This window comes from Pseudomonas sp. B21-053, from assembly GCF_026016365.1.
Taxonomy (GTDB): domain Bacteria; phylum Pseudomonadota; class Gammaproteobacteria; order Pseudomonadales; family Pseudomonadaceae; genus Aquipseudomonas; species Aquipseudomonas nunensis.
This window is the reverse complement of sequence record NZ_CP087205.1, coordinates 6,246,518-6,259,279: the sequence shown is the minus strand read 5'-3', so window position 1 is coordinate 6,259,279 and position 12,762 is coordinate 6,246,518. Positions and strand designations below refer to the sequence as shown.

Below are 12,762 nucleotides of genomic sequence, written 5' to 3'. Positions count from 1 at the left end.
CTTGGGCGACCTCGACCCGTCAGCCCCGGTCATTGCCGGCGAGGCTGGGCCTCGGCGCATAGGCGTGCTGGGCGGAACGTTTGACCCGGTGCACATCGGCCATTTGCGCGGTGCACTGGAAGTGGCCGAGTCCTTGGGCCTCGATGAGCTGCGACTGACACCCAGTGCCAGGCCGCCTCATCGGGGCACGCCGCAGGTCTCGGCGCAGGACCGTCTGGCGATGGTCGAGTGCGCGGTGGCCGGTGTGGCGCCGTTGGTGGTGGACGCCCGCGAATTGCAGCGGGACAAACCGTCCTACACTATCGATACCCTGGAATTGATGCGCGCCGAAATGGCCGCGGATACCCAGGTTTTTCTACTTTTGGGCTGGGACGCATTTTGCGGCCTGCCCACTTGGCACCGCTGGGAAGAGTTGCTCCAGCATTGCCACATCCTGGTGCTGCAACGCCCGGATGCCGACAGCGAACCGCCGGATGCCTTGCGCAATCTGTTGGCGGCACGCTCGGTGAGCGACCCGCTGGCCCTCAAAGGGCCGAGCGGACAGATTGCATTCGTCTGGCAGACACCGCTCGCGGTATCCGCCACCCAGATCCGTCAACTGCTGGCCAGCGGTAAGTCGGTACGTTTCCTGGTGCCCGACGCGGTCCTGGCCTACATCGATGCGCACGGTCTTTACCGTGCGTCGAACTGAAAAAAAGGGCACGTTTCAAGGCACGAAATGACGTGTATTGAAACGCCCGAACATACGAGCAAAACGAGTTTTATATGACGAACAAAGACGTAACTAAAGTAAAGCGCAAAGGCACGTTCAAGAGCGCTCCACTGCCTGAGCCGGTCCTGACCAACGAGCCCCTGAAGGGTGATGAGCTGGTCAAGGTTGCCGTAGCCGCCCTGGAAGACGTGAAGGGCCAGGACATCCAGGTCATCGACGTTCGCGAAAAGCAGAGCATCACTGACTACATGATCATCGCTACCGGTACTTCGAACCGCCAGATCGGCGCGATGCTGGACAAGGTCCGCGAAGCCGTCAAAGCCCTGGGCATCAAGCCGTTGGGTGAAGAAGGCAAGGGCGACAGCGACTGGGTCCTGCTGGATATGGACGACGTGATCGTGCACATGATGACCGCGTCTGCTCGTCAGTTTTACGACCTCGAGCGTCTGTGGTCCGGCGCTGAACAGAGCCGTGCCCTGAACGCGGCTCACCACAGCCCGGAAAACACCCACGAGCATTTCATCAAGCTCAACAAAGACCAGCAGTAAGGGACCGCTGTGCGACTGCGACTGATCGCCGTCGGTTCACGCATGCCCAAATGGGTGGAAGAAGGCTGGCATGAATATGCCAAGCGTCTTCCGTCCGAGCTGGCGCTGGAACTGGTGGAAATACCGCTCAATACCCGTGGCAAGAACGCCGACGTGGCGCGCTTCATCCGTCAGGAAGGCGAAGCCATGCTGGCCAAGGTCGGGCCGAACGAGCGGGTTGTCACCCTCGAAGTCCACGGCAAGCCCTGGAGCACCGAGCAACTGGCGGTCGAACTCGATCGCTGGCGGCTGGACTCGCGCACGGTGAATTTCATGGTCGGCGGCCCCGAAGGGCTGGCGCCGGAAGTCTGTGCGCGAGCTGATCAGCGTTGGTCGTTGTCGCCGTTGACGTTGCCGCACCCGCTGGTGCGGATTCTGATCGGCGAACAGTTGTATCGTGCCTGGACAGTCCTGTCCGGCCACCCTTACCACAAGTAGTTCTGCCCTCATGTCCCAGCCGATCCGCATCAAGGACCACGAAAAAGACGCCCGTCTGGTGCGTGGCCGCGTCGTGTTCGGGGCAATTGCGGTGGTGGCGCTGATCTGCGTGTTGATCGCGCGGTTGTATTTCCTCCAGGTCATCCAGTACGAGTACCACTCGACCCTGTCTGAAAACAACCGCGTCCATGTGCAGCCGATTCCGCCGACCCGTGGGTTGATCTTCGACCGTAATGGCGTGGTGGTGGCCGATAACCGGCCCAGCTTCAGCCTGAGCATGACCCGCGAGCGCTCCGGCGACTGGCAGCAAGTGCTCGACGTGATCGTCCAGGTGCTGGAACTGACGCCCGAGGACCGAGGGATCTTCGAGAAACGCATGAAGCAGGGGCGTCGGCCATTCGAGCCGGTGCCGATTCTGTTCGAGCTGACCGAAGAGCAGATCGCGCGGATCGCGGTGAATCAGTTCCGGCTGCCGGGTGTGGAAGTGGTCGCGCAGTTGGTGCGGCATTACCCTCAGGGCGCGCACTTTGCGCATTCCGTGGGTTATATGGGCCGGATCAACGAGAAAGAGCTCAAGACGCTGGACCCGGTCGGTTACAGCGGTACTCATCAAATTGGCAAGACCGGCATCGAACGCTTCTACGAGCCCGAGCTGCACGGCCAGGTGGGTTACGAAGAAGTCGAGACCAACGCTCGGGGCCGCGTCTTGCGCGTGCTCAAGCGCACCGATCCGATTCCCGGCAAGGACATCGTCCTGAGCCTGGACATCAAATTGCAAGAAGCTGCCGAGTTGGCACTCGGCGGTCGCCGTGGTGCGGTCGTCGCGCTGGACCCGAACACCGGCGAAGTCCTGGCCATGGTCAGCCAGCCGAGTTTCGATCCAAACCTGTTCGTCACCGGCATCAGCTTCAAGGCCTACGCCGAGTTGCGCGATTCCATCGACCGGCCATTGTTCAACCGCGTGCTGCGCGGTCTGTACCCGCCGGGCTCGACGATCAAGCCTGCGGTGGCGATTGCCGGTCTGGACTCCGGTGTGGTTACGGCCTCGACCCGGGTGTTCGACCCCGGCTACTACATGCTGCCCAACTACGATCACAAATACCGTAACTGGAACCGTACCGGAGACGGCTACGTGGACCTGGACACGGCGATCATGCGTTCCAACGACACCTACTTCTATGACCTGGCGCACAAGCTGGGCATCGACCGGTTGTCCTCGTACCTGGGCAAGTTCGGCATCGGCCAAAAGGTCTCGCTGGACATGTTCGAAGAATCCCCGGGTTTGATGCCGTCCCGCGAATGGAAACGCGCGACCCGGCGTCAGGCCTGGTTCCCGGGCGAAACCCTGATTCTGGGGATCGGCCAGGGCTACATGCAATCCACACCGCTGCAACTGGCGCAAGCCACGGCGCTGGTGGCCAACAAGGGTGTGTGGAACCGTCCGCACCTGGCCAGGACGGTCGAAGGCGAGAAGCCCAAGGATGAGAATCCGATGCCGGACATCATCCTGCGCGACCCGTCCGACTGGACCAAGGTCAACCATGGCATGCAGCAGGTAATGCACGGCGCTCGCGGTACGGCGCGCAAAGCCGCCATCGGTTCGCAATACCGGATCGCCGGTAAAAGTGGTACGGCCCAGGTGGTCGCGATCAAGCAGGGCGAGAAGTACGACCGCTCCAAGGTGCAGGAACGCCACCGCGACCACGCCTTGTTCGTCGGCTTCGCGCCCGCCGATAACCCGAAAATCGTGGTGTCGGTGATGGTCGAGAACGGCGAGTCCGGTTCCGGCGTCGCGGCACCGGTTGTGCGTCAAGTCATGGATGCCTGGCTCCTGGACCAGGATGGACGACTCAAACCTGAGTACGCCGGCCCTATCAGCGCGGAGGCTACGGCCCGTGAAGAGTAATTTCGATCGCATCCTCTCCAGTGAGGACGTGATGCGTCGCCGTGCGACGCTGCTGCAACGCATGCACATTGATGGCCCATTGTTGATCCTGCTGCTGACCCTCGCCGCTGGCAGCCTGTTCGTGCTGTATTCGGCCAGTGGCAAGAGCTGGGACCTGCTGGCCAAGCAAGCCACTTCATTCGGCATCGGCCTGGTGTCGATGATCGTCATCGCCCAGTTCGAACCGCGTTTCATGGCCCGTTGGGTGCCAATCGGTTATGTGCTCGGCGTGTTGTTGTTGGTGGTGGTGGACGTCATGGGCCACAACGCCATGGGCGCCACGCGCTGGATCAACATTCCCGGGGTGATCCGCTTCCAGCCCTCGGAATTCATGAAGATCCTGATGCCGGCGACCATCGCCTGGTATTTGTCCAAGCGCACGTTGCCGCCGCAGCTCAAGCATGTAGGCGTCAGCCTGTTCCTGATCGGCTTGCCGTTTATCCTGATCGTGCGCCAGCCGGACCTCGGCACTTCGCTGCTGATCCTCGCGGGCGGCGCGTTCGTGCTGTTTATGGGTGGCCTGCGCTGGCGCTGGATCCTCAGCGTGATCGCCGCCGCGGTGCCGGTGGCAGTGGCGATGTGGTTCTTCATCATGCACGACTACCAGAAGCAGCGAATCCTGACTTTCCTCGATCCGGAAAGCGATCCATTGGGCACTGGCTGGAACATTATTCAGTCCAAGGCCGCCATCGGTTCCGGCGGCGTATTCGGCAAAGGCTGGCTGCTGGGCACCCAGTCGCACCTGGACTTCCTGCCGGAAAGCCACACCGACTTCATTATTGCGGTACTGGGCGAAGAATTCGGTTTGGTGGGCATCTGCGCACTGCTGCTGATTTACCTGTTGCTGATCGGTCGCGGGCTGGTGATAACCGCCCAGGCCCAGACTTTGTTCGGCAAATTGCTCGCGGGCAGCCTGACTATGACGTTTTTTGTTTACGTTTTCGTCAACATCGGTATGGTCAGTGGCCTGTTGCCGGTTGTGGGGGTGCCGTTGCCGTTCATTAGCTACGGAGGAACTTCGCTGGTGACGCTGCTGTCAGCGTTTGGGGTTTTGATGTCGATCCATACCCATCGTAAGTGGATCGCACAGGTTTGAATAAGGTGAAGATTTCAATGCAAGTAATGCATGGCTGGGCGACTCGATACGCGCCGTGGGTCGGCCTGGTAGGCATCCTTGGTACCGCGGAAACGCGGGCCGGCGATTACGAAGGCTCACCCCAGGTGGCCGAATTCGTCGGTGAAATGACCCGCGACTACGGTTTTGCCGGTGAACAGCTGATGGGCGTGTTCCGCGAAGCCGAGCGCAAACAGGCGATCCTCGACGCGATCTCCAAACCCGCTGAGCGAGTCAAACAGTGGAATGAATATCGCCCGATGTTCATCACCGACGCGCGCATTGCCCGTGGTGTGGACTTCTGGCGTCAGCACGAGGCGGTACTCGCCCGTGCCGAGCAGGAATACGGTGTACCCGCCCAGGTGATCGTCTCAATCATCGGCGTTGAAACCTTTTTCGGCCGCAATACCGGTAATTACCGGGTGATCGACGCGTTGTCGACCCTGGGTTTCGACTATCCTCCCCGTGCCGAGTTTTTCCGCAAGGAGTTGCGTGAGTTCCTGCTGCTGGCCCGGGAAGAGCAGGTCGATCCACTGACCCTCAAAGGCTCCTACGCTGGTGCCATGGGCTTGCCGCAGTTCATGCCGAGCAGTTTTCGCGCGTATGCGGTGGACTTCGACGGTGATGGCCACATTAATATCTGGAACAACCCGGACGATGCCATCGGCAGCGTCGCCAGTTATTTCAAGCGTCACGGCTGGGTCGCCGGCGAACCTGTGGTCAGCCGCGCCGATGTGCGTGGCGATCAGGTGGACGACGGCCTGACCACCGGCATCGAGCCGACGAAAACCGTCGGGGAGTTGCGGGCGTTGGGGTGGTCAAGTCATGATGCGCTGCGCGATGATATGCCGGTTACGGCTTTCCGCCTGGAAGGTGACAACGGCCCCGAGTACTGGATGGGCCTGAAGAATTTTTACGCGATCACGCGTTATAACCGCAGCGTGATGTACGCCATGGCCGTACATCAACTGTCTGAACAGCTGGTCCAAGCACGGGGCGTCAAGTAATGCGGGCATTGCCTATGAATAAACCCCTGAAGCTGATGGCATTCGCCGCGTTGGCGGTGCTGGTCGCCAGTTGTTCGACCAGCCGCGCGCCAACGCAAAAAACCTCCAACACCGCCGTACGCGCTACGCCGGGACTGGACATCAACCGCGCCCACAAAGATGGCGCGCCGTGGTGGGACGTGGATGTTTCGCGCATCCCGGATGCCACGCCGACCCTGCACAGCGGCCCTTATAAAGCCAACCCGTACACCGTGCTGGGCAAGACCTATTTCCCGCTGCAAGAGTCCAAGACCTACGTCGCCTCGGGCACGGCGTCGTGGTACGGCACCAAGTTCCACGGCCAGAACACCGCCAACGGCGAAGTCTATGACCTGTACGGCATGAGTGCCGCGCACAAGACCTTACCGCTGCCAAGTTACGTTCGGGTGACCAACCTGGACAACAACAAGAGCGTGGTCTTGCGCGTCAACGACCGTGGGCCGTTCTACTCGGACCGCATCATCGATTTGTCCTATGCCGCCGCCAAGAAACTGGGCTACGCCGAAATCGGCACCGCGCGGGTCAAGGTCGAAGGTATCGATCCACAACAGTGGTGGGCCGCGAAAGGCCGTCCGGCGCCTTTGATGCTCAATGAGCCTCAAGTAGCGCAAAATGCCGCGCCAACGATTACCGCTTCGGCGGGGACGGTCGAGCAGTGGACGCCACCGCCGCAGCAACACGCTTCGGACACCGTGCCGGTGCCGATCAGTGCAAAAAAAAACGCTTCTGTACCAGCCTCTGGCCAGTATCTGCAGGTGGGCGCGTTCGCCAACCCGGACGCTGCAGAACTCCTGAGATCGAAGCTCAGCGGGATGGTGAGCGCTCCGGTGTTCATCAGCTCGATAGTGCGCAACCAACAGACATTGCATCGGGTACGCCTGGGGCCGATGGGTTCGCCGGGTGAAATCCAGCAAGTGCAGAACAGTGTGCGAATGGCCAATCTCGGTTCGCCGAGCCTGGTCACCGCCGAGTAATACGCAGTACTTGATTGAAGGTTCGCTTGCAGTTTGGGGGGCGAACCTGGTTGTTGGCTCGTTAAGAACAAAAGCCCGGCAAGGGTTACTGAGTGAGCAACTGAACACGCGATGACCCGTTAGAAGGTCATCTGATTAGTTTTGCCCCTGGGCAGTTTCCATTAGCGATTTCGAGAGACGGATGAACATCACCACCTTTGCCAAACGCCTGTGCCTGTTAGTCCCGCTGTTCATCACGCCTGCCGCTTTTGCGGTAGAAATGATGCCGTCGCCACCGCAACTGGCCGCCAAATCCTACGTGCTCATGGATGCCAGCAGCGGCAACGTGCTGGTCGAGAACAACGGTGACCAGCGCCTGCCGCCCGCCAGCCTGACCAAACTGATGACCGCGTACATTGCGACGCTGGAAATCCGTCGTGGCCAGATCGGCGAAAACGACCCGGTGACCGTCAGCGAAAACGCCTGGCGTACCGGCGGTTCGCGGATGTTCATCAAGGTTGGCTCGCAGGTGACTGTCAGCGATCTGCTGCACGGCATCATCATTCAGTCGGGTAACGACGCCAGTGTTGCGCTCTCCGAGCACATCGCCGGTAGCGAAGACGCGTTCGCCGACATGATGAACAAGACGGCCGGCGACCTGGGCATGACCAACAGCCACTTCATGAACCCGACCGGCCTGCCGAACCCTGAGCACTACTCGTCGGCTCACGACATGTCGTTGCTGGCTCGCGCAATCATTCACGAAGACCCGGCTCACTACGCGATCTACTCGCAGAAAGAGTTCTTCTGGAACGGCATCAAGCAGCCTAACCGCAACCTGCTGCTGTGGCGCGACAAGACCGTTGACGGTCTGAAAACCGGTCACACCGACGAAGCCGGCTACTGCATGGTGTCTTCGGCCGTACGTGATGGCATGCGCCTGATCGCCGTGGTGTTCGGCACCAACAGCGAAGTGGCTCGCGCCTCCGAAACCCAGAAACTGCTGACCTACGGTTTCCGCTTCTTCGAAACCCAGACCTTCTATCAGAAAGGCGCCGAGCTGGCTCAGGCTCCTGTCTGGAAAGGCACCACCAATCAAGTCAAGGCCGGCCTGGCTGAAGACTTGACCATGACCCTGCCAAAAGGCCAGCTGAAAAAGCTCGCCGCCAGCATGACCATGAACCCGCAACTGGTTGCGCCAATCGCCAAGGGCGACGTGATCGGTAAAGTCGAAGTGAAACTGGACGACAAGGTAGTGCACAGCGCTAACCTGATCGCTCTGGACGCGGTCGACGAGGGTGGTATCTTCCGTCGCATGTGGGATAGCATCCGTCTATTCTTCTACGGCTTGTTCAACTGAATTAGTGTGGACCTGCATGGCTCCGTTCCAACCCGGAACGGAGCCATGTCCGTTGCCACGGCTTACGAGGCCGTTACGCCATGACAGACACTGAAGTAAAGGCGCCAAAGATCGAATTTCCCGCCAATGATTACCCGATCAAAGTGATCGGCGACACCATTGTCGACATCAAGCAAAAGATCATCGACATCGTCAAGAAACACGCGACGATCAACGATGAGAAGGTGGACGAACGCCAGAGCAGCAACGGCAAGTACACCACCATCCAGCTGCACATCATCGCCACCGGTCAAGACCAGCTGTACGACATCAATAGCGAGTTGCGGGCTACCGGTTTCGTGCACATGGTGCTGTGATGCCGGGCACGCTGGGCTTTCGTGAACTCGGCCAGATGGCTTACGAGCCGGTCTGGCATGCCATGCAGCGCTTCACCAACGAACGCGGCAGCGATGCCGCGGACGAGATCTGGCTGGTGGAACACCCACCGGTGTTCACCCAGGGCCAGGCCGGCAAAGCCGAGCACCTGTTGCTGCCGGGAGATATTCCGGTGGTGCAGGTCGATCGCGGCGGTCAGGTGACTTACCATGGTCCCGGCCAATTGGTGGCGTACCTGTTGCTGGATGTGCGCAAACTGGGTTTCGGCGTGCGTGACTTGGTCACCCGCATGGAACACTGCCTGATCGAGTTGCTGGCCAGCTATGGCGTAACTGCCGCAGCCAAGCCAGACGCGCCAGGTGTCTACGTCGATGGGGCGAAAATCGCGTCCTTGGGCCTGCGGATCCGCCACGGTTGTTCCTTTCATGGCCTGGCGCTGAACGTGGACATGAACCTGGAACCGTTTCGACGGATTAATCCCTGCGGCTACGCCGGGCTGGCGATGACCCAGCTGAGCGATCACGCAGGATCGATTGAATTTGCCGAGGTAAGTGCCCGGCTGCGCACGCAGCTCGTCAAACACCTCGACTATGCTGAGCAGACGACCCTTACGGGCGGAATCGACTGATATGACTACTGATGCAGTGCAAACCATGATCCCGACGCTGGATGTTACCGAGCGTCCGGCCCCGCGTGCGAAGGTTGAAGCCGGCGTCAAGCTGCGCGGCGCCGAGAAGGTTGCACGCATCCCGGTAAAGATCATTCCGACCACCGAACTGCCGAAGAAACCTGACTGGATCCGCGTGCGCATCCCGGTTTCCCCGGAAGTCGACCGCATCAAGGCCCTGCTGCGCAAACACAAGCTGCACAGCGTCTGCGAAGAAGCGTCCTGCCCGAACCTGGGCGAGTGCTTCTCCGGCGGCACCGCGACCTTCATGATCATGGGCGACATCTGCACCCGTCGTTGCCCGTTCTGCGACGTCGGCCACGGTCGTCCGAAACCACTGGACGTCAACGAGCCGGAAAGCCTGGCCATCGCCATCGCCGACCTCAAGCTCAAGTACGTGGTGATCACCTCTGTTGACCGCGACGACCTGCGTGACGGCGGTGCCCAGCACTTTGCCGACTGCATCCGCGAGATCCGCAAGCTGTCGCCGAACGTACAGCTCGAAACCCTGGTCCCGGATTACCGTGGCCGTATGGACGTGGCGCTGGAAATTACCGCCGCCGAGCCACCAGATGTGTTCAACCACAACCTGGAAACCGTGCCGCGCCTGTACAAGGCTGCGCGTCCGGGTTCGGATTACCAGTGGTCGCTGACCCTGCTGCAACGCTTCAAGCAGATGATGCCGCACATTCCGACCAAATCCGGCCTGATGCTGGGCCTGGGCGAAACCGACGAAGAAGTCATCGAAGTCATGAAGCGCATGCGCGAACACGACATCGACATGCTGACTCTGGGCCAGTACCTGCAACCGTCGCGCAGTCACTTGCCGGTGCAGCGTTTCGTACACCCGGACGTGTTCGCCTGGTTCGCCGAGGAAGGCTACAAGATGGGCTTCAAGAACGTCGCTTCCGGCCCATTGGTGCGCTCGTCGTACCATGCCGATGAGCAGGCGAAGCTGGTTAAAGCCGAGCTGATCTCGGCCCTGTAATAGCTGATGAAAGACAAAACGCCCGCACGGCTTTACAGCCTGCGGGCGTTTTTTTGCCTTGCCCACATCCACGGCGGTCTTTTCCCGCAACGCGCGGCGCGATTGACCCCCTTCTGTTTATGCCCGTTCCTGACTACTGTGTGCTGAAGATTCCATGCAGGGAGATTCATGGATGAACGTTCGACCGACCCACACCCTTTTTCCTTACGCTCCCGTGCCGGCCTTGCCGTCGGAGGGCGTGATCGGCGTGATTGCGCCTGCCGGTCCCGCACCGCTGGACACCGACAAGGCCGTGCAATGGATGCGCGCCCGAGGTTATTCGCTGCGGGTGTTCCCCGGCGTTTACGAGAAAGACGGCTACCTCGCCGGCAGTGACGAAGTGCGGCTCAATGATCTGCACGGAGCATTTGCCGACCCTGAAGTGGCCGCGATCATTTGCCTGCGCGGCGGCTACGGCACGCCGCGCTTACTCGATCGTATCGACTTCGACTTGTTGCGTGCCAACGCCAAGCCCTTTATCGGCTACAGCGACATCACGGCGCTGCATCTGGCCATCGGTCGCTATGCAGGCTTCGTGACCTTTCATGGCCCGCTGCTCAACGCTGACCTGCTGGGCGACAAGCAGAGGCCCACCGAGTCATCGTTCTTCAACATGCTGCGCGGGCAGGTGAAGGCGGGCAGCGTGTTGTCGCACCCGGTGGCCTATCCGTTAAACACCATCGAGCCTGGCGTCGCTCATGGGCGCTTGCTGGGGGGCAACTTGTCGATGATCGCCGCGACCATGGGCACGCCGTACGAAATCGATGCGGAAGGGGTGATCCTGTTTATCGAGGACATCAACGAGCCGTTGTATCGCATTGATCGGTTGCTGACCCATCTGCGCCTGGCTGGCACGCTGGGCAAGCTGCGCGGGGTTCTGGTGGGGGATGTGGCAGGGGTGGACGCTGCTGCGCTGGCGCGGCTGCTCAAGCAAACCTTCGAACCGTTGCGGATTCCGGTGCTGGCCGGGTGGCGCAGCGGGCATTGTGATCCGAACCTGACGCTGCCGATGGGGGCGCTGGTCAAGCTGGATGCGGGGAATAAAGTGTTGGTGTTGGAGCAGGATGTGGTGGTCAAGGTTTAGAGCGTGGTTGCCGGTTAGTCAGTCTTCGCGGGCAAGCCTCGCTCCTACAGGTGTGTGCGTCGTTTTTGCGATCGCGTATTACCTGTAGGAGCGAGGCTTGCCCGCGAAGCTTTTAACGGTTACGAAGGCCTTCCAGCAACTTGTGCGTCGGATATCCATCCGCCGGCCAGCCAAACGACTGTTGTGCGCTACGGATCGCTTTGCGCGTGTTGGCACCGATGATCCCGTCGGCGGTACCTGCGTCGTAATTCTGCGCACTCAGCAGGTTTTGCAGTTCAATCCGCTCCGTACGGCTCAGGGGCAAATCATCTTTCGGCCAGGTGCCGCTGATCAGGCCCCCACCGTTGAAGCGTTCGGACAGTAAGCTAACCGCCAACGCATAAGACGACGAGTTGTTGTACTTGAGGATCGCGCGGAAGTTGTCGAGGACCAGGAACGCCGGGCCACGGTAACCGGCTGGCAGCAGCAGGGCGGCCGACAGGTGTTCAGCGCCTGCCGGAACCTGGGCGCCATTGGGCAGCGAGACGCCCAGTTGCTGCCATTCAGCGACGCTCTTGCGAATCGTGCCATCGGCCAGGACGTAGTTGAAACTCCCCGGCAACTGCACTTCAAAGCCCCACGGCTGGCCTTTCTGCCAGCCGGAGCTTTGCAGGTAGTGCGCGGTCGAGGCCAGGGCATCGGCCGGGCTGCCCCAGATATCGCGGCGACCGTCGCCATCGAAATCCACGGCGTGGGTGTTGTAGGTGGTCGGGATGAATTGGGTCTGGCCCATGGCACCGGCCCATGAACCGAGCATTTTCTCTGGCGTGATATCGCCCTGTTGCAGGATCTGCAGGGCGGCGATCAGTTGCGCATGGGCAAAGCCCGGGCGCCGGCCTTCGTAGGCCAGGGTCGCAAGGGAATTAATCACCGACTTGCTGCCCTGGAACTGCCCGAAGTTACTCTCCATGCCCCACACCGCGACCAGTGCTTGGCGATCGACGCCGTAGCGCTGTTCGATGCTTTGCAGGATGTCGGCGTACTGGCTGACCAGCGCCTGGCCTTTGCGTACCCGCAGCGGCGACAGGGCGCCGTCGAGGTATTCCCACACCGGGCGGGAAAACTCCGGTTGGCTGCGGTCCGCGCGGATCACGCTGTCATCGAAGCTGACATTGGCGAAGGCACGGTCGAAAAGGTCGGCGCGAATGCCGGCGGCCAGGGCGTCCTTACGGAAACCGGCCTGCCATTCAGCGAATGTCTGGGTTGGCTGGAGGTCGAGATTTTCACCGGTCGGCACCACAGGCGGGATTACCGCAGGCGCAGTTGCGACGGGGAGGGTTTGCAGCGGTTGGGCGTCGGCGGCGGTCGGTTTTTCCGCGCAGGCGACAAGCAGTATGAGGCTGGAGGCAGCAATCAATTGGCGAAGGTGCCAACGACGGGAAAGACAAAGGGGCATGCACAGGTCCAGGGAATAC

Annotated in this window: 13 protein-coding genes; 12 read left to right on the top strand and 1 reads right to left on the bottom strand. The window is 60.8% G+C overall.

Going from position 1 to position 12,762, the window contains the following annotated elements:
- Position 1 precedes the first annotated feature (1 nt).
- From nadD to LOY68_RS28040, 12 genes are all read left to right on the top strand, one after another.
- Positions 2-691, top strand: coding sequence for a nicotinate-nucleotide adenylyltransferase (gene nadD, locus LOY68_RS28095; RefSeq protein WP_265041101.1), 690 nt, complete (start codon positions 2-4; stop codon positions 689-691).
- A 74-nt stretch (positions 692-765) separates the two neighbouring features.
- Positions 766-1,260 (top strand): ribosome silencing factor, encoded by a 495-nt coding sequence (gene rsfS / locus LOY68_RS28090; RefSeq protein ID WP_054052413.1) that lies wholly within the window; start codon positions 766-768, stop codon positions 1,258-1,260.
- 9 nt (positions 1,261-1,269) lie between these two features.
- Positions 1,270-1,737 carry a 23S rRNA (pseudouridine(1915)-N(3))-methyltransferase RlmH gene (gene rlmH / locus LOY68_RS28085; protein WP_007937439.1) on the top strand — a complete coding sequence of 156 codons (468 nt, stop codon included), beginning with the start codon at positions 1,270-1,272 and terminating at the stop codon, positions 1,735-1,737.
- A gap of 10 nt (positions 1,738-1,747) precedes the next feature.
- On the top strand, positions 1,748-3,643 hold the full coding sequence (gene mrdA, locus LOY68_RS28080) for a penicillin-binding protein 2 (RefSeq protein ID WP_163911518.1): 1,896 nt from the start codon (positions 1,748-1,750) through the stop codon (positions 3,641-3,643).
- A gap of 31 nt (positions 3,644-3,674) precedes the next feature.
- Positions 3,675-4,778, top strand: a complete 1,104-nt coding sequence (rodA, locus tag LOY68_RS28075) for a rod shape-determining protein RodA (RefSeq protein ID WP_054052418.1) — start codon at positions 3,675-3,677, stop codon at positions 4,776-4,778.
- Positions 4,779-4,795: 17 nt separating this feature from the next.
- A complete protein-coding gene (mltB, locus tag LOY68_RS28070) occupies positions 4,796-5,803 on the top strand; it encodes a lytic murein transglycosylase B (protein ID WP_054616724.1) in 1,008 nt (335 codons plus the stop codon).
- Positions 5,803-6,816, top strand: a complete 1,014-nt coding sequence (locus LOY68_RS28065; protein WP_163911520.1) for a septal ring lytic transglycosylase RlpA family protein — start codon at positions 5,803-5,805, stop codon at positions 6,814-6,816. Before mltB ends, LOY68_RS28065 begins: the two co-directional genes overlap by 1 nt.
- Positions 6,817-6,997: 181 nt before the next feature.
- Positions 6,998-8,155 carry a D-alanyl-D-alanine carboxypeptidase family protein gene (locus LOY68_RS28060; RefSeq protein WP_054052424.1) on the top strand — a complete coding sequence of 386 codons (1,158 nt, stop codon included), beginning with the start codon at positions 6,998-7,000 and terminating at the stop codon, positions 8,153-8,155.
- A gap of 80 nt (positions 8,156-8,235) precedes the next feature.
- The gene (locus LOY68_RS28055) at positions 8,236-8,511 is read left to right on the top strand and encodes a DUF493 domain-containing protein (RefSeq protein WP_054052426.1); all 276 of its coding nucleotides are present in this window, start codon (positions 8,236-8,238) and stop codon (positions 8,509-8,511) included.
- Positions 8,511-9,158, top strand: coding sequence for a lipoyl(octanoyl) transferase LipB (lipB, locus tag LOY68_RS28050; protein ID WP_054052428.1), 648 nt, complete (start codon positions 8,511-8,513; stop codon positions 9,156-9,158). Before LOY68_RS28055 ends, lipB begins: the two co-directional genes overlap by 1 nt.
- A 1-nt stretch (position 9,159) precedes the next feature.
- A complete protein-coding gene (gene lipA, locus LOY68_RS28045; protein WP_054052430.1) occupies positions 9,160-10,185 on the top strand; it encodes a lipoyl synthase in 1,026 nt (341 codons plus the stop codon).
- Between the two features lie 172 nt (positions 10,186-10,357).
- A complete protein-coding gene (locus LOY68_RS28040) occupies positions 10,358-11,308 on the top strand; it encodes a S66 peptidase family protein (protein WP_265041092.1) in 951 nt (316 codons plus the stop codon).
- Positions 11,309-11,420: 112 nt separating this feature from the next.
- Here LOY68_RS28040 and LOY68_RS28035 read toward each other — a convergent pair whose 3' ends face one another.
- Positions 11,421-12,743 carry a lytic murein transglycosylase gene (locus tag LOY68_RS28035; RefSeq protein WP_265041090.1) on the bottom strand — a complete coding sequence of 441 codons (1,323 nt, stop codon included), beginning with the start codon at positions 12,741-12,743 and terminating at the stop codon, positions 11,421-11,423.
- Positions 12,744-12,762: the final 19 nt, after the last annotated feature.